We start from the raw sequence: 17,312 nt of genomic DNA on the forward strand, positions 1-17,312 counted from the left end.
GGTAGGGGGAGTCGCGTCGGCCGCAAGGAGGCAGAAGGCGATGCGTGTTGGAGCTTTTGTACTGGCCGCCCAGTTTCCCGGTCAGGGACAAGGAGAAGCGCTGCATCGGGCGGTGCGTACCACCGATCTCACCGAGGCGTGCGGACTCGACTCGGTCTGGCTGGCCGAGCACCACTTCGTGCCGTACGGGGTCTGCCCGTCGGCCGTGACCCTGGCCGCCCTGCTGCTCGGCCGGACCCGTCGGATCCGGGTGGGTACGGCGGTCAGTGTGCTGCCCAACGTCCATCCGGTGGCGCTCGGCGAGCAGGCGGCGCTCCTGCATCTCGTCTCCGGCGGACGGTTCACGCTCGGCGTGGGCCGGGGCGGTCCCTGGGTGGATCTGGAGGTCTTCGGCACCGGACTGCGCGCCTACGAACAGGACTTCCCCGAATCGCTCGATCTGCTGATGCGCTGGCTGCGCGAACCGCGCGTGTCGGCTTCGGGCGAACGTTTCAGCTTCCGCGAAGTCCCCGTCGTACCACGCCCGGACGAGCTGCACGACGGGCTGCACGGCGGACGGTACGACCGGCTCTTCAACGCACGTACCGACGGCGCGAGGGGCGGTGCGAGGGGCCGTGCGAGGGACGCCACGGCGGTCGGCGGCCGCGCGGGGGACGGCCCCGAGACGGTCCTCGCGTGCACCTCGCCGCGGAGTGTGAAGATGGCGGCCGAGCGCGGCCTGCCGATGCTGCTGGGGATGCACTGCGGCGACGAGGAGAAGGCGGACATGGTCGCCCTGTGGCGTACGCACGCACGCGCCGCGGGCCGCCCCGCCACGGAGATCGCGGACACCGCGCATGTGTCGGCGGGGGTGGCACAGATCGCGGACGGCCGGTCCGAGGCGGCCGAGACGCTCGTCAAGACCATGCCCGGCTGGCTGCGCCAGGGGCTCGGCGCCCATGTGACGGTCGACGGCCGGATCCGGCCGATGCGCGACCCGGTGGCCTATACGGAACTGCTGTGCGGCCTGCACCCGGTGGGCACGCCCCGCCTGGCCGCCGACCGGCTCGCCGCCACCGCCGAACGCACGGGCATCACGCGCTTCGCTCTGCTCGTCGAGGGCTCCGGGGACCTCGCGGCGACGGAGGAGAACGTACGCCGCCTGGGAGCCGAGGTCCTGCCCCTGCTCGGCTGACGCCCATCGACTGGCATCCGGTAGGAGCATGGACAGTCCGTACGGTGTCGTTAGGCTGCCGCTCCGGCACCCATGGTGCCTTGGCGATGCGGAGCGGCAGCAAGATACGTCAGCAGTCCCGAAGTTGCGGTGACTGGTTGAGCAACTGGCCCCTTACCGAGGTGAAACGGGCCAGCCTCTCATCGACCGAGGAGTCCAGGGGGAACACAGCCACGCGGTGGCAGTTCTGGAATGCGAGACGCACTCCGAAGTGACGCTGTAACGCGCCGCGAATCGCATCACTCGCGAGCGCACGGAGCAGTTGCCCGCGTGCCTGCTCGTCCGGCGGGGGCGTCTGGTTGTCGGCGAACTGGCCACCGTCCACCTTCAGCTGTGCCACCAGAGAACTGATCATCTCCCATGCGTAGGGCAGGGAGGTCCGGACGCAGTCGACGAAAGCCGCTTCGTCAACCTCGCCTCGCTCGGCCTGTTCCAACAGTGCCGGTGAGACGTCGAGCGACATGGGGTTCTCCTCTCGCGACCCCGGAGGTGGGGCCTTACGGGCAGGGAAGGAGGCGACGACGACGCAGCGTGCACGACCGGCGACCTCCTGCTTCCACGTTATGCGCGCTGTCCGGACCGCACCAGGCGAATGGGAACACAACCGGCCAATAACGAACGGGGCTTCCGGGGCGAATCGCGCGCGGAGCCGGTGGTCGAGTAGCGTTGCCGACCATGCGTCTCGTCATTGCCCGCTGCTCCGTGGACTACGCGGGCCGGCTCACCGCCCACCTGCCCTCCGCTCCCCGTCTGATCCTGGTCAAGGCCGACGGCAGCGTGTCCATCCACGCCGATGACCGGGCGTACAAACCGCTCAACTGGATGTCTCCGCCGTGCACGCTGAAGGAAGGCGCGGGTGAGGATGACGGTGTTTGGACGGTCGTGAACAAAGCGGGCGAGAAATTGATCATTACGATGGAGGAAGTTCTCCACGATTCCTCGCACGAACTGGGCGTCGATCCGGGCCTCATCAAGGACGGCGTGGAAGCACACCTCCAGGAGCTTCTGGCGGACCGGATCGAGACACTTGGCGAGGGTTACAGCCTGATCCGCCGTGAGTACCCCACGGCGATCGGTCCGGTGGACATTCTGTGCCGGGACGCGGACGGCGCGACGGTGGCCGTGGAGATCAAGCGCCGCGGCGAGATCGACGGCGTGGAGCAGCTCACGCGCTACCTGGACCTGCTGAACCGCGACCCTCACCTGGCGCCGGTGAAGGGCGTGTTCGCGGCGCAGGAGATCAAGCCGCAGGCGCGGGTACTGGCGACGGACCGTGGCATCGGCTGTGTGGTGCTGGACTACAACGGCCTGCGCGGCATCGAGGACGACAAGCTGCGGCTGTTCTGACGGATCCGGCCGGTCCGAAAGATCCGGCTGTTCCGACCGATCTCACCGCCGCCCGCCGACCGCCGGACGCAATCGCCGTCCGGCGGTTTTTCACGTTCCGACCGTTTCACGATCGGTCGCTTTCGCGTTGCGACGGTTTCACGTTCCGACGATTTCGTGTTGCGCCCGTTTCGCGTTCCGACGGCTCCACGTTCCGTCGGTTTCGCGGTCAAGTTCGGACTACGCCGCCCCGGGATCCGACCCTGTCGCACCGGTGGACACGCTCGGCGATGTGTCGCTCGCCGTGGTGTTGGGCGATGACGGGGGCGGTTCCGATTCCTCCGTCGGCTCGGTCGTCGGCTCATCCGTCGGGGAGGTAGGCGGGGACGAGGGGGAGGTCGGGGTGCCCGAAGGGCTGGTGGGGTCGGGCGACGACGGCGGGTCCGTCGGGGTGTCCGACGGGGTGTTCGGCGCGGAGGAGTCGTCGTCCGGGGACGAAGCGCTGTCCGACGGAGTGCCCGACGGCGACGCCGAGTCAGACGGGCTCACGCTGTCCGACGGGCTGGGGCTGCCGGAGGTGCCCGGTACGGGCAGGCCGCCGGGGGCCGACGACGAGTCGTCGACGGGCTGTTCGGCCGGCAGGCCGGGGGTGTCGTCGTCCGGATCCGTGGACTGTTCCGTACGGATCTTGTCGCCGGGCGCGTTGTCGGTGCCGGAGGTCGTGCCCAGGGTCACCACCGTGCCCAGTACGGCCGCGAGCGCCACGCCCGCGCTCGCCGCGACCAGGTTGCGGCGAGCCCCGCCGAGGACGGTTCGGCGCCCGTGCTTCGCGGGCACGGCCGCGGAGACGCGGGTGGGGTACGACGCCGGGGTGTCGTGCCGGGCGACCAGCGGGGCGCTCTCGGCGGAGGCCGTGCGGGAGTTCGGGACGTGCCCCGCGCCGGCACCGGTGTGCGACGGCCCCGGCAAGGCGAGCGGCCCCGGCACAGTGCGCGGCGCCGGCAACGCGAGCGGCGCGGACCGGGCCTGCGCCTCGTACCGTACGGTCGACGCCTCCGCGGCCAGGGCCACGGCCGTGCTCGGGGATGCCGGTCCGCCGGACAGCGCGCTTTCGCGGTCGATGACCAGCGCCAGTGCCCTGCGGCCCGCGACCGTACCGCTCTTGTCGGCGACCGCGCCGCGCATGCCGATCGACGCCTCCAGCTCGGCGCGGGCCCGGTCCAGGTTCCCGACGCAGAGCGCGAGAACGCCCAACTCGTGGTGGAAGTACGCCTCTTCGGCCACCTCTCCGGCCAGCCTGGCGGCCTCGGAGCCGGACCGCAGGGCCCGTTCCCAGGCCCCCCAGTGCAGGCCGGCGAGGAAGGCGGGCGCGGCGCTGCGGGCCAGGAGTACGGCGGCGCTCGGGTGGCCCGATTCCCGGCCGGGCAGCAGCGCGCCCATCGAGGCGAGGATGGCGTCCGCCTCGGCGGCGGCGCGCTCGGGCGTGACCGAGGGGTGCCCGGTCCACCAGGCGTAGTGCTGGGCGGCGGTGTGCGCGTGGGCCACCGCGTCGTCGGCGTATCCGTGCGCCTCCAGCTGGGCGGCGACTCCCGGGGCGAGCCGGTAGCGCGGGCCGACCGGGGTGAGCAGGCCGGAGCTGGTCAGCTCGCCGAGCGCGGCGTCCGCGTGCGTGTCGCCCACCAGGGCGGGCAGATGCGCCTGGTGCGGGACCTCACCGCCGAGCGCGACCGCGAAGCGCAGGGTGGCACGGGCGGCTTCGCTCAGCCGGGAGGCGAGCAGCGCGGCGGGAGCCGCGCCCTCGCCGAGGCTGGGCAGCGGGATGTCGTATCCGTCGGGCGTGGTGAACGCGGTCTCGCCCACCGGCCGTTCGAAGGGCTCGAACTCGTCGGAGGCCTCGGAGCCCGCGCGCAGCCGGTCACGCTGGCGCAGCAGCGCCCCCGCCTGGACGAAACGCAGCGGCAGCCCCTCGGACTCGAACCAGAGGTCACCCGCCCAGTTCGCCTCCTCGTCGGTGAGCGGCCGTTCCACGGCGCGCTCCAGGAGGTCCAGCGAGGCGCCACGGCCCAGCCCTCGCAGGACGACCTCTTCCAGGCTCGCCTCCTCCGAGGTCACATCGGCGTCGGGGGTCGCGGCGATCAGGTACGCGCATTCGGGGGTGGCGGCCAGCAGTTCGTCCAGCGCCTGCCCGCCCAGCTCCAGGTCGTCGAGGAAGACGACGGCGCCGATGTCACGGACCAGTTCGAGCAGCGCCGCGCGGTCGGGCCGCCGGAGAGGTGAGCGGTGGACGGTCGCGTACAGCTCGTACAGCAGCTCGGTGGTGGTGCGGTGGTGCCCGGAGAGTCGTACGACTCCGTCGGGCGCGAGGTCCGCGCAGTCCGCCGCGACGGCGTCGAACAGCGAGGTGCGTCCGGAGCCCGGGGCTCCGGTGAGGAGTACGGAGCGTCCGCGTCCCAGCAGTCCGGTGAGCCGCTCGCGTTCCTGCCGGCGCTCCAGCAGCGGGAGGGCCGGTGCGGCGGGCCCCGCCGGTACGGGCGGTCGGCCCGCGCGCTGGAGGTCGGCGCGCTCCTCGGCGGTGCGCCGGACGGGAGCGGGGGGCCGTCTGCCGGGCGGGCAGAGTTCGATCTCGCTGCCGTCGACGGGGTTCACGGTCAGCAGGAGGTCGCCGGAGATGAGCTGGAGCGTCCGGGCGAGCGGAGGCGTGGAGGGACCCGCGCCCTTGATGTGGGCCAGGGCGGGGGTGATGGGAGGCGTGTTCGCGGGGAGTGTCGCGGGTGTGACGCCGGGGACGATCACAACGCGCGGCGGACGCTCGGGGTCTGCCGCGCGCTGTGAATCCGTGTACTGGGAGTCCGCGTGCTGTGAATCCGTGTACTGCGAGGCCGCGCTCGCGCCGGGGCGTTCACCGTCGGGGCTCTGGCTGTCGCGACTCCGGCTGTCGCGGCGTTCGCCGTCGGGGCGCGCGTGACGGGTGCCGTCGCCCGAGTGGCCTTCACCCGCGTACCGTTCGATGGCGTACCGTTCGCCGTCGTGACGAGCGCCCTCGGGACGCCGGTCGTCATGACGCTCGTCGCCGTAGCCGTACTCCTCGGATCCCCGGCTTGTCGGGTCCATGATGAAAAGCCCCCCAGATCGTGGCGTGCCATTGCCTCCCCGGCCTCGCACGCCCATCTGTCGCTTCCGGTCCGGCGCCTGCTCTGTGGTCCGTACGATCTGCGGACACCGCCGAACCCTAGACCTCCGTCCAGTATCTACGAAGAGCCGGGGTCCCACGCCGTCCAGAACATCACGGTCTCATGAGGATTGTGAGGAGTGCCTGGTCAGACCCGAGGGAGCGATTCTGCGGCGATTCCGCCCTCGATGGCGAGGATGCGGTGCAACCGGGTGGCCACCAGCAACCGTTGCATCTGCGGCGGAACGCCGCGCAGCACAAGCCTCCGGCCACACCGCCCCGCGCGTCGGTGGGCTCCCATGATGACGCCGAGTCCGGTGGCGTCCCAGGAGTCCAGTTCGGTCAGGTCGAGCACCAGATCGCCGGCTCCGTCGTCGACGGCCGAGTGCAGGACCGTACGGGCGTCCGCCGCGCTGCGTACGTCGAGGCGGCCCCCGACGACCAGCTCGGCGTGGTCGCCCCTGATGTGCATATATGCTCCCCGAGAGTTCTTCTGTGCTCCGTAGTCTGTTCTGTCCTTCAACAACTGACTGCCGCGCGGCCGAAGAAGTTGCCGTCTGTGAGCGAACCGATACCGAATTCACCCGGAGGGGTGAGACCGGCCGGGTCGGGGCGGCTCAGTGCTTGTAGAACCCCTGCCCGCTCTTACGGCCGATGTCCCCGGCGTCCACCATCCGGCGCATCAGCTCCGGCGGCGCGAACTTCTCGTCCTGGGACTCGGCGTAGATGTTGCCGGTCGCGTGGAGAAGGATGTCGACACCGGTCAGGTCGGCGGTGGCGAGCGGGCCCATCGCGTGACCGAACCCCAATTTGCAGGCGGTGTCGATGTCCTCTGCCGACGCGACGCCCGACTCGTAGAGTTTGGCGGCCTCGACAACGAGCGCGGAGATCAGCCGTGTGGTCACAAAGCCTGCCACATCGCGGTTGACGACAATGCAGGTTTTGCCGACGGATTCGGCGAACTCCCGTGCGGTGGCAAGGGTTTCGTCGCTCGTCTTGTAACCGCGCACCAGCTCGCAGAGCCGCATCATCGGCACCGGCGAGAAGAAGTGCGTACCGACGACGCGCTCCGGACGGCCGGTCACCGCCGCGATCTTGGTGATCGGGATGGCGGAGGTGTTGGAGGCGAGGACGGTCTCGTCCCGTACGAGCTTGTCGAGCGTACGGAAGATCTCGTGCTTGGCGTCGAGTTGTTCGAAGACGGCCTCGACGACGATGTCCGCGTCGGCGACGGCGTCCAGATCGGTGGTCGTGGTGATCCGGGCGAGGGCCGCGTCGGCGTCGGCCTCCTCCAGCTTGCCCTTGGTGACGAACTTGCCGTACGAGGCTCTGATTCCGGCCGTCCCCCGGACCAGCGCGGCATCGGTGACATCACGCAGCACCACGTCCCAGCCCGCCTGGGCCGCGACCTGCGCGATGCCGGACCCCATGAGTCCGGCCCCGATGACGGCAAGCTTCCCGGCCACTGCACACCCCATGATTCTTGAAATTCTTCAACGGTCATCGGCTTAACGTCTGTTTACTTCTGCCCTCTCTGCCGGAGATTAGCGGCCGAGGGCGGGCGATGTAACGGTGAAGAGAGGCGCGTCACGTCTCACATGACGGACATCACACCGGAACGGCCCGCCGGCGGCGCATCAACAGCACTCGGACCATCTGTCAAGGGTGCCTCAACGGTTCGCCTGGGGCGCCCTGGCGGCTCATCAGGCGCCGCGCGCCGCGTACTTGCGCACGTTCTCGCACTCCCTGTTCCGGCCTGATCCAAACGAAAGACCCTAGGCTGGCCACATGGTCAATCTGACGCGTATCTACACCCGCACCGGCGACAAGGGCACGACGGCGCTCGGCGACATGAGCCGTACCGCGAAGACCGATCTGCGGATCGCCGCGTACGCCGACGCCAACGAGGCCAATGCCGCCATCGGCACGGCGATCGCCCTGGGACAGCTGCCCGAGGACGTGGTGAAGGTCCTCGTCCGCGTCCAGAACGACCTCTTCGACGTGGGCGCGGACCTGTCCACACCGGTGGTGGAGAACCCCGAGTTCCCGCCGCTGCGCGTCGAGCAGTCGTACATCGACAAACTGGAGGCGGACTGCGACCACTTCCTGGCGGATCTGGACAAGCTCCGCAGCTTCATCCTCCCGGGCGGCACCCCCGGCGCGGCGCTTCTGCACCAGGCATGCACGGTAGTGCGGCGCGCGGAGCGCTCGACCTGGGCGGCGTTCGAGGTGCACGGCGCGGTGATGAACGAGCTGACGGCGACGTATCTGAACCGCCTCTCCGACCTCCTGTTCATTCTGGCCCGTACGGCGAACAAGGAGGTCGGGGACGTGCTCTGGGTCCCGGGCGGCGAGCGCTGACGCCTCCGCGCCGGCCAAGGATGTCGTCAGCGAGGATGCGACCAGGAGCGCGAGTGTCGGACCGTGAGCAGTACGGGATCACCGATGACCAGTGGTGCGCGGCCAGAGTCATCTGGGACTACCAGCTGATGGGGCACGCGCCACGGCCGTGTTCGGCGGCCATCGGTCTCGGCAGCCATGATCTCGGTGTGGCCACGCGGGCAGCTGAGCTGTACCTTGCCGGGCTCGTGCCGGTGCTCGTCTTCAGCGGCGGGAACAGCCCGACCACGGTGGCCCGCTTTCCCCGTGGCGAGGCGGTTCACTACCGTCGGCACGCGCTCGGCCTGGGCGTGCCCGACGACGCGATCCTCCTTGAGCCCAACGCGGGGAACACCGGTCAGAACATCACCTTCTCGCGCGAAGTCCTGGCCGCCGCCGGAATCACTCCGCGATCAGTGCTGCTGGTCTCCAAGCCCTATATGGAACGGCGCTCCTATGCCACAGCCCGCAAGCTGTGGCCCGGAGTTGAGATCGTCTGCGCCTCGGAGCCGCTGGAGTTCGACGACTACCTCAAGAGCATCGGCGACGAGAAACTCGTCCTGGACATGCTCGTCGGCGACCTCCAGCGGGTGATCGAGTATCCGAAGCTCGGCTTCGCCATCGAGCAGGACGTCCCGGAGGCTGTGCACGCCGCGTACGAATCCCTGCTTGCCGCCGGCTTCGACGGCCGTCTGATCAAACCCTGAGGTGCCGTCGGCGGCCGGGCTGTGGGCGATCCACCAGCCCGGCCGCCGCGCACCGCTCAGCGCTTGGTGACCGACGGCGGCCGCTCGACCCGGGTCGGTTCCACCCGCGTCTGTTCCACCCGGGTCGGTCCGTCCTCCGGTGGGGCCTTCTTCGGCCAGAGCAGGTACGTCAGGGCGATCACCCCGTGGATCCCGGCGGCCCGCAGCGCGGTGAACTGCCAGCCGGTCAGCGACTCCGTACCGCTCGCGTCGCCCACGTACCAGATCGCGAGCTGGAGCAGGGTGGCCGCGACCGCGGCGGCTACGACCGTACGCAGCCACAGCCTGCCCTCGTACCGGGCGCGGGCCATGCCGTAGCGGGGCGGCTTGACCGGGGGCGGGCCGCCCGCGAAGCGGTGGGCGACCCAGGCGTCGATCCGCTTGATCGTGTAGTGGCCGTAACCGACGGTGAAGCCGATGTAGATCGCGGCCAGGCCGTGTTTCCAGTCCGGCTCCGCGCCGTTCTTGAGGTCGATGGTCGTGACGACCAGCAGGACGACCTCCAGCAGCGGCTCCAGGAGCAGCACCGCCGCACCCACGCGTGGCTTCTTCGCCAGGTAGCGCAGCGCCAGCCCGGCGGCCAGCAGTACCCAGAAACCGACCTCGCAGATGATGATCAGCGTGACGATCACCGCACTCTCCTTCCGTTGCCTCCAGCCTCCCGTCCGTATCGCCGTGTCACGTCGTCACGAGTGACGAACCGTGACTGCATCCTTCGATGTAGCGGCCCCTCCCCCGGCGTGGGGAGGACCGTGCGCGGCGGGACGTGTTTGATGGACGAGTGATCGCTTCTCTCCGGTATCCACGGCCGTCCCGGGCTCTCCGGCCGTCCCGGGCTCTCCGGCCGTCCCGGGCTCTCCGCCCGCACCGTGACGACGCCCTGATCGCCCTCGCCGGTCTGCTCGGTGGCCTCGCCCTGTGGGCCGTCGGCCTGCACACCCAGGGAGGCCGGCCGCTGGCCGGGGCGTGGGCACTGCTGCCGATGACCGTCATGGCCGGACTGGAGCTGCTGCGCAGGGCCGCGCCCCAGTTCGCCCTCGTCGTCGCGACGCCCTTCCTGATCGCCGACCAGTTCACCTCGGGCAGCCTGGCGACGGTGCTGATGTTCACGGACATCATGTACGCGGCCGTGCTGTACGGGACCCCGGCCGCCGCCCGCCGTATCCCCTGGACCACGGCGCTGATCACGGTCGGGGTGACGATCGGTTTCGTCGCCTGGTTCCAGCGGCCGGAGGCGCTGCTGATCGGCGTGGTCACCGGGCTGGTCAGCTTTGCCCCGGCCACCACCGGGGTCCTCGTACGCAACCACCGCGACGCCGCCGAGTCGGCCCGGCTGCGGGCCGAACAGACCACGCTGCTGGCCGAGATGGACCGGGTCCAGGCGGTGACCAGCGAGCGCGCCCGGATGGCCCGGGAGCTGCACGACATGGTCGCCAACCATCTCTCGGCGATCGCGATCCACTCGACCGCCGCGCTCTCGCTGGACGACGAGCGCACGACCCGCGACGCGCTCACCGTCATCCGGGAGAACAGTGTCGAGGGGCTCGCCGAGATGCGCCGGCTGATCGGGCTGCTGCGGGACCCCGGGGACGATACGGAGCCGACCGCCGCGCCGACGCTCGGCGCGCTCGACACCCTGGTGGAACAGGCCCGTACGAACGGCGCCTCCAGCGGGCTCGACGCCACCCTGGACGACCGGCGCGGCACCGCCCCCGGGGTTCCCGCGCCGGTGGAACTGGCCGCGTACCGCATCGTCCAGGAGTCGCTGACCAACGCGCTCAAGCACGCGGCTCCCGGCACGGTCACCGTCGAACTGGACTGTTCGGCAAGGGCGTTGACGGTCTGCGTCGACAGCCCGTTCGGCGACCGGCCGGGTCCGCGCGCACCGGGTTCCGGCGCCGGTCTGGTCGGGATGCGGGAGCGGGTCGAGCTGCTGGACGGCGTGTTCGAGGCGGGCCCTGTCACCGCCGGTGACCGGGACAAGATCTGGCGGGTACGGGCCGAACTGCCCGTCGTGGAAGGACGGAAGACGGCATGACACGGGACGGTGCCGGGCGCGGCGACGTGGAACGGGACGGCACGGGGCAAGCGGACTCGGAGCGGGACGGCAGGAGGCAGCACGACGGGACCATCCGGATTCTGGTCGCCGAGGACCAGTCCGCGGTACGGGCGGGCCTGGTGCTCATCCTGCGCAGCGCACCGGACATGGAGGTCGTCGGGGAGGCCGCGGACGGCGCGGAGGCCGTTGCCCTGGCCCGGGAGGTGCGCCCCGATCTGGTGCTGATGGATGTGCAGATGCCCCGGCTCGACGGGGTGTCGGCGACCCGGCGGGTGGTCGCGGAGGGACTCGCGGACGTACTGGTGCTGACGACCTTCGATCTGGACGAGTACGTCTTCGGCGCGCTGCGCGCCGGGGCGTCGGGCTTCCTCCTGAAGAACGCCGAGGCCGGGGACCTCCTCGCCGCGGTACGGACGGTGGCGCGCGGCGAGGGCCTGATCGCCCCGGCCGTGACCCGCCGCCTGATCGCCGAGTTCGCGTGCCCCGCGAAGCCCGTACGCCCCGAGGACGGGCCCGGCCTGTCGGTGCTGGACGCCCTCACGCGACGGGAACGCGAGGTGCTCTCCTGCCTGGGCCAGGGGCTGTCGAACGCGCAGATCGCGGTGCGCCTCCAGATGGCAGAGGCGACCGTGAAGACCCATGTGAGCAGGCTGCTCGGCAAACTGGAGCTGCGCAGCCGGGTGCAGGCCGCTGTCCTGGCCCAGGAGTTGGGCATCTGAACGGCCCCCGGGCCGCCCCGCCGCCGGGCGTTCGCGCACCTCCGCTTCTTTGGTCTGGACCTATTGACGAGTGGTCCAGACCTTCCTACTCTCACCGCACACACTGCGGTGAGCTGTCGCAGGGTATTCACCTGAGGAGCACTCGTGATCTCCCAACTCGCCCTCCACAGAACCGGACTCAGACCCGGACTCAGATCCGGATCCGGACTCAGACCTGGCTCGGGCTCCGGCTCCGGAAACAGACTTCGATCAAGAACCGTCGCGGGACTGACCGCCCTGCTGCTTCCTCTCGCCGCCCTCGTCGCCCTGGCCACCCCCGCCGAGGCCGCCACCTCCGCGACCGCCACGTACACCAAGGTCTCCGACTGGGGCACGGGCTTCGAAGGCAAGTGGACGGTGAAGAACACCGGTACCACCAGCCTCAGCTCCTGGACCGTGGCGTGGGACTTCCCCTCCGGTACGGCCGTCACCTCCGGCTGGGACGCCGACATCACCGGCTCGGGCAACCGCTGGACCGCCAAGAACAAGGCCTGGAACGGCACGCTCGCCCCCGGCGCCTCCCTCACCTTCGGTTTCAACGGCAGCGGCGGCGGCTCCCCCACCGGCTGCACGCTCAACGGCGCCTCGTGCGACGGCGGGCCGGGCAACCCCGGCGACAACCCGCCCTCCGCTCCCGGCACTCCGACCGCCGGCAGCATCACCGACACCTCGGTCACCCTGAGCTGGACGGCGGCCACCGACGACAAGGGCATCAAGAACTACGACGTCCTGCGGGACGGCGCGAAGGTCGCCACGGTCACCGGTACGACGTACACCAACACCGGTCTGACCGCCGGCACCGACTACGCGTACACCGTCCAGGCGCGTGACACCGCCGACCAGACGGGGCCGGTCAGCGGCGCCCGCGCGGTCCGCACCACCGGCGGCGGCTCCGTGCCCGGCGGCAAGGTCAAGCTCGGCTACTTCACCGAGTGGGGCGTCTACGACCGGAATTACCACGTCAAGAACCTGGTGACGTCCGGCTCCGCGGGCAAGATCACGCACATCAACTACTCGTTCGGCAATGTCACCGGCGGCAAGTGCGCGATGGGCGACAGCTTCGCGGCCACCGACAAGGCGTACACCGCCGACCAGGCCGTCGACGGCGTCGCCGACACCTGGGACCAGCCGCTGCGCGGCAACTTCAACCAGCTGCGCAAGCTCAAGGCCAAGTACCCGAACATCAAGGTGCTGTGGTCCTTCGGCGGCTGGACCTGGTCGGGCGGCTTCGGCCAGGCCGTACAGAATCCCGCCGCCTTCGCGCAGTCCTGCTACGACCTCGTGGAGGACCCGCGCTGGGCCGATGTCTTCGACGGCATCGACCTGGACTGGGAGTACCCGAACGCCTGCGGGCTGTCCTGCGACACCAGCGGCCCCGCCGCGTTCAAGAACATGATGCAGGCCATGCGCGCCAAGTTCGGTACGAACAACCTGGTCACCGCGGCCGTCACGGCGGACGCCTCGGCCGGCGGCAAGATCGACAAGGTCGACTACGCGGGCGCCGCGCAGTACATGAACTGGTTCAACGTCATGACATACGACTTCTTCGGCGCCTTCAGCGCACAGGGCCCGACCGCCCCGCACTCCCCGCTCACCTCGTACCCGGGCATCCCCCAGGCGGGCTTCAACTCGGCCGAGGCGATAGCCAAGTTCAAGGCGCAGGGCGTACCGGCCGCGAAGCTCCTGCTCGGTATCGGCTTCTACGGGCGCGGCTGGACCGGAGTGACACAGACGACGCCCGGCGGCACCGCGACGGGCGCGGCTCCCGGTACGTACGAGGCGGGCATCGAGGACTACAAGATCCTCAAGAACACCTGCCCGCCCACCGGCACCGTCGCCGGTACCTCGTACGCCAAGTGCGGCAGCAACTGGTGGAGTTACGACACCCCGGCCACGATCACGTCCAAGATGGCCTGGGCGAACCAGCAGGGCCTGGGAGGCGCCTTCTTCTGGGACTTCACCGGTGACACCGCGAACGGTGAGCTGGTGACGGCGATCAACAGCGGGCTCGGATAACGAGACCGGCACGGCGCATGAATGAAGGGGGCGGCGCTCACGGCGCCGCCCCCTTCACCTTGCCCGAAAACCTCAGGCCACATTCACGCGCTGTCCCGGCGGCGCCGCCTCCAGCCAGGCCAGGAAGCCCGTGAGCGCGTCGTCGCTCATCGCCAGTTCCAGCCGGACCCCGCGGTGCGCACAGCCGAGAATGACCGCGTCGGAGAGCAGTGCCAGCTCCTCCTCGCCCTCGGGCGCCCGGCGGGCCAGCACCTCGATCGAGGACCGCTCCAGGGTGCGGCGCGGACGGGGAGCGTACGAGAAGACCCGGAACCAGTTGATCCGGTCGCCGTTGTAGCGGGCGACGCCGTACACCCAGCCCTTGCCGGAGAGGTCGGGCTCCTCCGGCACGTTCCAGCGCAGACTGCAGTCGAACGTACCGCCGGAGCGCTGGATCAGCCGCCGGCGCAGGCCGAAGACGAAGAGCCCCACCGCAACCAGTACGACGACCAGTGCGCAGACAAGCAGAGCGAGGACCATCAACACCGACCTCCTCGCCTCATCCAGTACCGGAACAAGAACCGCACCCGCATCGCCTCAGCCGCGACCCGGTCCGGAGAGTCCGGAACGAGCCGCGGCTGAGGAAGCCGTGCCTTCCGGAGTTTCCCTCCGGGCACCGAGGACGACCCCCGACAAGCCGGGAAGCGGTCTCCGAACCCCGGAGGGAAACTCCGGACCCCGGCCGTGAGGCCAGGAGCACAGCCGTAACGCTATCGCTATCGTCGTGGTGCGCTAGCGCGCCGCCACCGCACGCAGCCGGACATCGGCGCGCCGCTCCGCGGCATCGTCCTCGCCCGACTTCGCACGCTCCAGCGCGACCTCCGCGCGCTGGGTGTCAATCTCGTCCGCCAGCTCGGCGATCTCCGCCAGCAGCGAAAGCTTGTTGTCGGCGAACGACAGGAAACCGCCGTGCACCGCGGCGACGACCGTCTCACCATCGCTCGTACGGATGGTCACCGGGCCCGACTCCAGCACACCGAGCAGCGGCTGGTGACCGGGCATGACGCCGATGTCGCCGGACGTGGTGCGCGCGACGACCAGGGTGGCCTCGCCGGACCAGATACTGCGGTCAGCGGCGACCAGCTCGACATGCAGCTCAGCAGCCAAGGGTGGCTCCTCGGGTCACCACCCGGCCGTATCGCCGGGTGTTGGCTTCAATTCTATGGGGTCTCGATAAGAGCGTCGGAGGGGGGCGGGACAGACCCGCCCCCCTCACAGGAACCGGGCGGCTCAGGAGACGCCGAGCTCCTTGGCGTTGGCCTTGAGGTCCTCAATGCCACCGCACATGAAGAACGCCTGCTCGGGGAAGTGGTCGTACTCCCCGTCGCAGATCGCGTTGAACGCGGCGATCGACTCGTCGAGCGGCACGTCCGAACCGTCCAGGCCGGTGAACTGCTTGGCGGCGTGGGTGTTCTGCGACAGGAAGCGCTCGACGCGACGGGCACGGTGGACAACGAGCTTGTCCTCCTCGCCCAGCTCGTCGATACCGAGGATCGCGATGATGTCCTGGAGGTCCTTGTACTTCTGCAGGATTCCCTTGACACGGCTGGCCGCGTCGTAGTGGTCCTGCGCGATGTAACGCGGGTCCAGGATGCGGGACGTCGAGTCCAGCGGGTCGACCGCCGGGTAGATGCCCTTCTCCGAGATCGGACGCGACAGCACGGTCGTCGCGTCGAGGTGCGCGAAGGTCGTGGCCGGGGCCGGGTCGGTCAGGTCATCCGCGGGGACGTAGATCGCCTGCATCGAGGTGATCGAGTGACCACGCGTCGAGGTGATGCGCTCCTGGAGCACACCCATCTCGTCCGCCAGGGTCGGCTGGTAACCCACCGCGGACGGCATACGGCCGAGCAGCGTGGAGACCTCGGAACCGGCCTGGGTGAAGCGGAAGATGTTGTCGATGAAGAGCAGCACGTCCTGCTTCTGCACATCGCGGAAGTACTCCGCCATGGTCAGCGCCGAGAGCGCGACGCGAAGACGCGTGCCCGGCGGCTCGTCCATCTGTCCGAAGACCAGCGCGGTCTTGTCCAGAACGCCCGAGTCGGTCATCTCGTCGATGAGGTCGTTGCCCTCACGGGTGCGCTCGCCGACACCGGCGAACACGGAAACACCGTCGTGCAGCTTGGCCACACGCATGATCATTTCCTGGATGAGGACGGTCTTGCCGACGCCCGCACCACCGAACAGACCGATCTTGCCGCCCTTGACGTACGGGGTCAGCAGGTCGACGACCTTCAGGCCGGTCTCGAACATCTCGGTCTTGGACTCGAGCTGGTCGAAGGCCGGGGCCTTGCGGTGGATCGGCCAGCGCTCGGTGATCTGAGACTCGGCCTCGGGCTCGTTCAGGATCTGACCGAGGGTGTTGAACACCTTGCCCTTGGTCACGTCACCGACGGGGACGGTGATGCCGTTGCCCGTGTCGGTCACCGAGGCCTGGCGGACCAGGCCGTCGGTGGGCTGCATCGAGACAGCGCGGACCACACCGTCACCCAGGTGCTGGGCGACTTCGAGGGTCAGCGTCTTGAGCTTGCCCTCCTCGGCGGGGTCCGCGACCTCGACGTGAAGCGCGTTGTAGATGTCCGGCATCGCGTCGACGGGGAACTCCACGTCGACGACCGGGCCGATGACCCGGGCGACGCGGCCCGTGGCTGCGGCCACAGCGTTCTCGGTAGTCGTCGTCATTTACCTGTCACTCCCCGCGGTCGCGTCGGCCAGGGCGCTCGCGCCACCGACGATCTCGCTGATTTCCTGGGTGATTTCGGCCTGGCGGGCCGCGTTGGCAAGCCGGGAGAGGCTCTTGATGAGGTCCCCGGCGTTGTCGGTCGCCGACTTCATCGCGCGGCGGGTGGCAGCGTGCTTGGAAGCGGCGGCCTGGAGCAGCGCGTTGTAGATACGGCTCTCGACATAGCGCGGCAGCAGGGCGTCGAGGACGTCCTCCGCCGACGGCTCGAAGTCGAACAGCGGAAGGATCTCGCCCTTCGTGCCCGACTCCTCGGCCGCCTGGTCAAGGCTGAGAGGCAGCAGCCGGTTCTGCACCGGCGTCTGCGTCAGCATCGACACGAACTCGGTGAAGACGATGTGGAGTTCGTCCACGCCGCCCTCGGCCGTGTCCTGCTGGACGGCCTCGATCAGCGGCGCCGAGACCTGCTTGGCGTCCGCGTACGTCGGGTTGTCGGTGAAGCCGGTCCACGACTCCGCGATCTTGCGCTCACGGAAGCCGTAGTAGGCGACACCCTTGCGGCCGACGATGTACGTGTCGACTTCCTTGCCCTCACCGCGGAGCCGCTCGGTGAGCCGCTCCGCCGCCTTGATGGCGTTCGAGGAGTAGCCGCCGGCCAGACCGCGGTCGCTCGTGATGAGCAGGACCGCGGCACGGGTCGGTGACTCCGCCTCGGTGGTCAGCGGGTGCTTGGTCGTCGACCCCGTCGCCACCGCCGTGACCGCGCGGGTCAGCTCGGTCGCGTACGGAGTGGAGGCCGCCACCTGGCGCTGCGCCTTGACGATGCGCGAGGCGGCGATCATCTCCATCGCCTTGGTGATCTTCTTGGTCGCGGTGACGGATTTGATGCGACGCTTGTAGACCCGGAGCTGGGCTCCCATGAGTCAGGTC

General features: G+C 69.8%; 16 protein-coding genes. 7 read left to right on the forward strand and 9 right to left on the reverse strand.

What is annotated here, in order from left to right; genetic code table 11:
- The first annotated feature begins 40 nt into the window (after window positions 1-40).
- Entirely contained in the window at window positions 41-1,174 is a 1,134-nt protein-coding gene (locus ACIOJD_RS01875; protein ID WP_401907718.1) for an LLM class flavin-dependent oxidoreductase, read from the forward strand.
- Window positions 1,175-1,283: 109 nt separating this feature from the next.
- Here the strand turns inward: ACIOJD_RS01875 and ACIOJD_RS01880 are convergent, their stop codons facing one another.
- Window positions 1,284-1,676, reverse strand: coding sequence for an SCO5389 family protein (locus ACIOJD_RS01880; RefSeq protein ID WP_401877811.1), 393 nt, complete (start codon window positions 1,674-1,676; stop codon window positions 1,284-1,286).
- 212 nt (window positions 1,677-1,888) lie between these two features.
- Between ACIOJD_RS01880 and nucS the strand changes: the two genes are divergently transcribed.
- Window positions 1,889-2,560: an endonuclease NucS gene (gene nucS, locus ACIOJD_RS01885; RefSeq protein WP_401907719.1), complete on the forward strand. Its 672-nt coding sequence runs from the start codon at window positions 1,889-1,891 to the stop codon at window positions 2,558-2,560.
- Between the two features lie 219 nt (window positions 2,561-2,779).
- Here the strand turns inward: nucS and ACIOJD_RS01890 are convergent, their stop codons facing one another.
- The 3 genes from ACIOJD_RS01890 to ACIOJD_RS01900 form a co-directional block, all read right to left on the reverse strand.
- Window positions 2,780-5,650 (reverse strand): ATP-binding protein, encoded by a 2,871-nt coding sequence (locus tag ACIOJD_RS01890; RefSeq protein ID WP_401907720.1) that lies wholly within the window; start codon window positions 5,648-5,650, stop codon window positions 2,780-2,782.
- Between the two features lie 206 nt (window positions 5,651-5,856).
- Window positions 5,857-6,180 carry an STAS domain-containing protein gene (locus ACIOJD_RS01895; protein WP_066956508.1) on the reverse strand — a complete coding sequence of 108 codons (324 nt, stop codon included), beginning with the start codon at window positions 6,178-6,180 and terminating at the stop codon, window positions 5,857-5,859.
- A 145-nt stretch (window positions 6,181-6,325) separates the two neighbouring features.
- Complete coding sequence (locus tag ACIOJD_RS01900) at window positions 6,326-7,174, reverse strand: 3-hydroxyacyl-CoA dehydrogenase family protein (RefSeq protein ID WP_401907721.1); 849 nt, start codon at window positions 7,172-7,174, stop codon at window positions 6,326-6,328.
- Window positions 7,175-7,496: 322 nt separating this feature from the next.
- On the opposite strand from ACIOJD_RS01900, the gene ACIOJD_RS01905 reads away from it, so the two are divergent.
- Window positions 7,497-8,069, forward strand: a complete 573-nt coding sequence (locus ACIOJD_RS01905) for a cob(I)yrinic acid a,c-diamide adenosyltransferase (RefSeq protein ID WP_401907722.1) — start codon at window positions 7,497-7,499, stop codon at window positions 8,067-8,069.
- Between the two features lie 35 nt (window positions 8,070-8,104).
- Window positions 8,105-8,794, forward strand: coding sequence for a YdcF family protein (locus ACIOJD_RS01910; RefSeq protein WP_401907723.1), 690 nt, complete (start codon window positions 8,105-8,107; stop codon window positions 8,792-8,794).
- A 56-nt stretch (window positions 8,795-8,850) separates the two neighbouring features.
- Here ACIOJD_RS01910 and ACIOJD_RS01915 read toward each other — a convergent pair whose 3' ends face one another.
- Window positions 8,851-9,465: a hypothetical protein gene (locus ACIOJD_RS01915; RefSeq protein ID WP_401907724.1), complete on the reverse strand. Its 615-nt coding sequence runs from the start codon at window positions 9,463-9,465 to the stop codon at window positions 8,851-8,853.
- A gap of 248 nt (window positions 9,466-9,713) precedes the next feature.
- Here ACIOJD_RS01915 and ACIOJD_RS01920 point away from each other — a divergent pair, with 248 nt between their 5' ends.
- From ACIOJD_RS01920 to ACIOJD_RS01930, 3 genes are all read left to right on the forward strand, one after another.
- Complete coding sequence (locus ACIOJD_RS01920; protein ID WP_401908870.1) at window positions 9,714-10,871, forward strand: sensor histidine kinase; 1,158 nt, start codon at window positions 9,714-9,716, stop codon at window positions 10,869-10,871.
- Entirely contained in the window at window positions 10,868-11,611 is a 744-nt protein-coding gene (locus ACIOJD_RS01925; RefSeq protein ID WP_401907725.1) for a response regulator, read from the forward strand. The genes ACIOJD_RS01920 and ACIOJD_RS01925 overlap by 4 nt, the downstream gene beginning before the upstream one ends.
- A gap of 267 nt (window positions 11,612-11,878) precedes the next feature.
- Window positions 11,879-13,666 (forward strand): glycosyl hydrolase family 18 protein, encoded by a 1,788-nt coding sequence (locus tag ACIOJD_RS01930; RefSeq protein ID WP_401908873.1) that lies wholly within the window; start codon window positions 11,879-11,881, stop codon window positions 13,664-13,666.
- A gap of 72 nt (window positions 13,667-13,738) precedes the next feature.
- Here the strand turns inward: ACIOJD_RS01930 and ACIOJD_RS01935 are convergent, their stop codons facing one another.
- The 4 genes from ACIOJD_RS01935 to ACIOJD_RS01950 all read right to left on the reverse strand — a co-directional run bounded on the left by ACIOJD_RS01935 (window position 13,739) and on the right by ACIOJD_RS01950 (window position 17,302).
- A complete protein-coding gene (locus tag ACIOJD_RS01935; RefSeq protein WP_401907726.1) occupies window positions 13,739-14,185 on the reverse strand; it encodes a DUF2550 domain-containing protein in 447 nt (148 codons plus the stop codon).
- A gap of 252 nt (window positions 14,186-14,437) precedes the next feature.
- Window positions 14,438-14,812 (reverse strand): F0F1 ATP synthase subunit epsilon, encoded by a 375-nt coding sequence (locus ACIOJD_RS01940; protein WP_401877777.1) that lies wholly within the window; start codon window positions 14,810-14,812, stop codon window positions 14,438-14,440.
- Window positions 14,813-14,935: 123 nt separating this feature from the next.
- The gene (atpD, locus tag ACIOJD_RS01945; RefSeq protein WP_401877775.1) at window positions 14,936-16,384 is read right to left on the reverse strand and encodes a F0F1 ATP synthase subunit beta; all 1,449 of its coding nucleotides are present in this window, start codon (window positions 16,382-16,384) and stop codon (window positions 14,936-14,938) included.
- The gene (locus ACIOJD_RS01950; RefSeq protein WP_401907727.1) at window positions 16,385-17,302 is read right to left on the reverse strand and encodes a F0F1 ATP synthase subunit gamma; all 918 of its coding nucleotides are present in this window, start codon (window positions 17,300-17,302) and stop codon (window positions 16,385-16,387) included.
- Window positions 17,303-17,312: the final 10 nt, after the last annotated feature.

The organism is Streptomyces sp. NPDC088116 (assembly GCF_044741745.1).
Taxonomy (GTDB): domain Bacteria; phylum Actinomycetota; class Actinomycetes; order Streptomycetales; family Streptomycetaceae; genus Streptomyces.

Excerpts from the sequence above, each read along its gene's own strand:
- ACIOJD_RS01875 (WP_401907718.1), top strand. The coding sequence starts at position 41 with ATGCGTGTTGGAGCTTTTGTACTGGCCGCCCAGTTTCCCGGTCAGGGA.
- ACIOJD_RS01880 (WP_401877811.1), bottom strand. The coding sequence starts at position 1,676 with ATGTCGCTCGACGTCTCACCGGCACTGTTGGAACAGGCCGAGCGAGGC.
- nucS (WP_401907719.1), top strand. The coding sequence starts at position 1,889 with ATGCGTCTCGTCATTGCCCGCTGCTCCGTGGACTACGCGGGCCGGCTC.
- ACIOJD_RS01890 (WP_401907720.1), bottom strand. The coding sequence starts at position 5,650 with ATGGACCCGACAAGCCGGGGATCCGAGGAGTACGGCTACGGCGACGAG.
- ACIOJD_RS01895 (WP_066956508.1), bottom strand. The coding sequence starts at position 6,180 with ATGCACATCAGGGGCGACCACGCCGAGCTGGTCGTCGGGGGCCGCCTC.
- ACIOJD_RS01905 (WP_401907722.1), top strand. The coding sequence starts at position 7,497 with ATGGTCAATCTGACGCGTATCTACACCCGCACCGGCGACAAGGGCACG.
- ACIOJD_RS01910 (WP_401907723.1), top strand. The coding sequence starts at position 8,105 with ATGCGACCAGGAGCGCGAGTGTCGGACCGTGAGCAGTACGGGATCACC.
- ACIOJD_RS01925 (WP_401907725.1), top strand. The coding sequence starts at position 10,868 with ATGACACGGGACGGTGCCGGGCGCGGCGACGTGGAACGGGACGGCACG.
- ACIOJD_RS01935 (WP_401907726.1), bottom strand. The coding sequence starts at position 14,185 with ATGGTCCTCGCTCTGCTTGTCTGCGCACTGGTCGTCGTACTGGTTGCG.
- atpD (WP_401877775.1), bottom strand. The coding sequence starts at position 16,384 with ATGACGACGACTACCGAGAACGCTGTGGCCGCAGCCACGGGCCGCGTC.
- ACIOJD_RS01950 (WP_401907727.1), bottom strand. The coding sequence starts at position 17,302 with ATGGGAGCCCAGCTCCGGGTCTACAAGCGTCGCATCAAATCCGTCACC.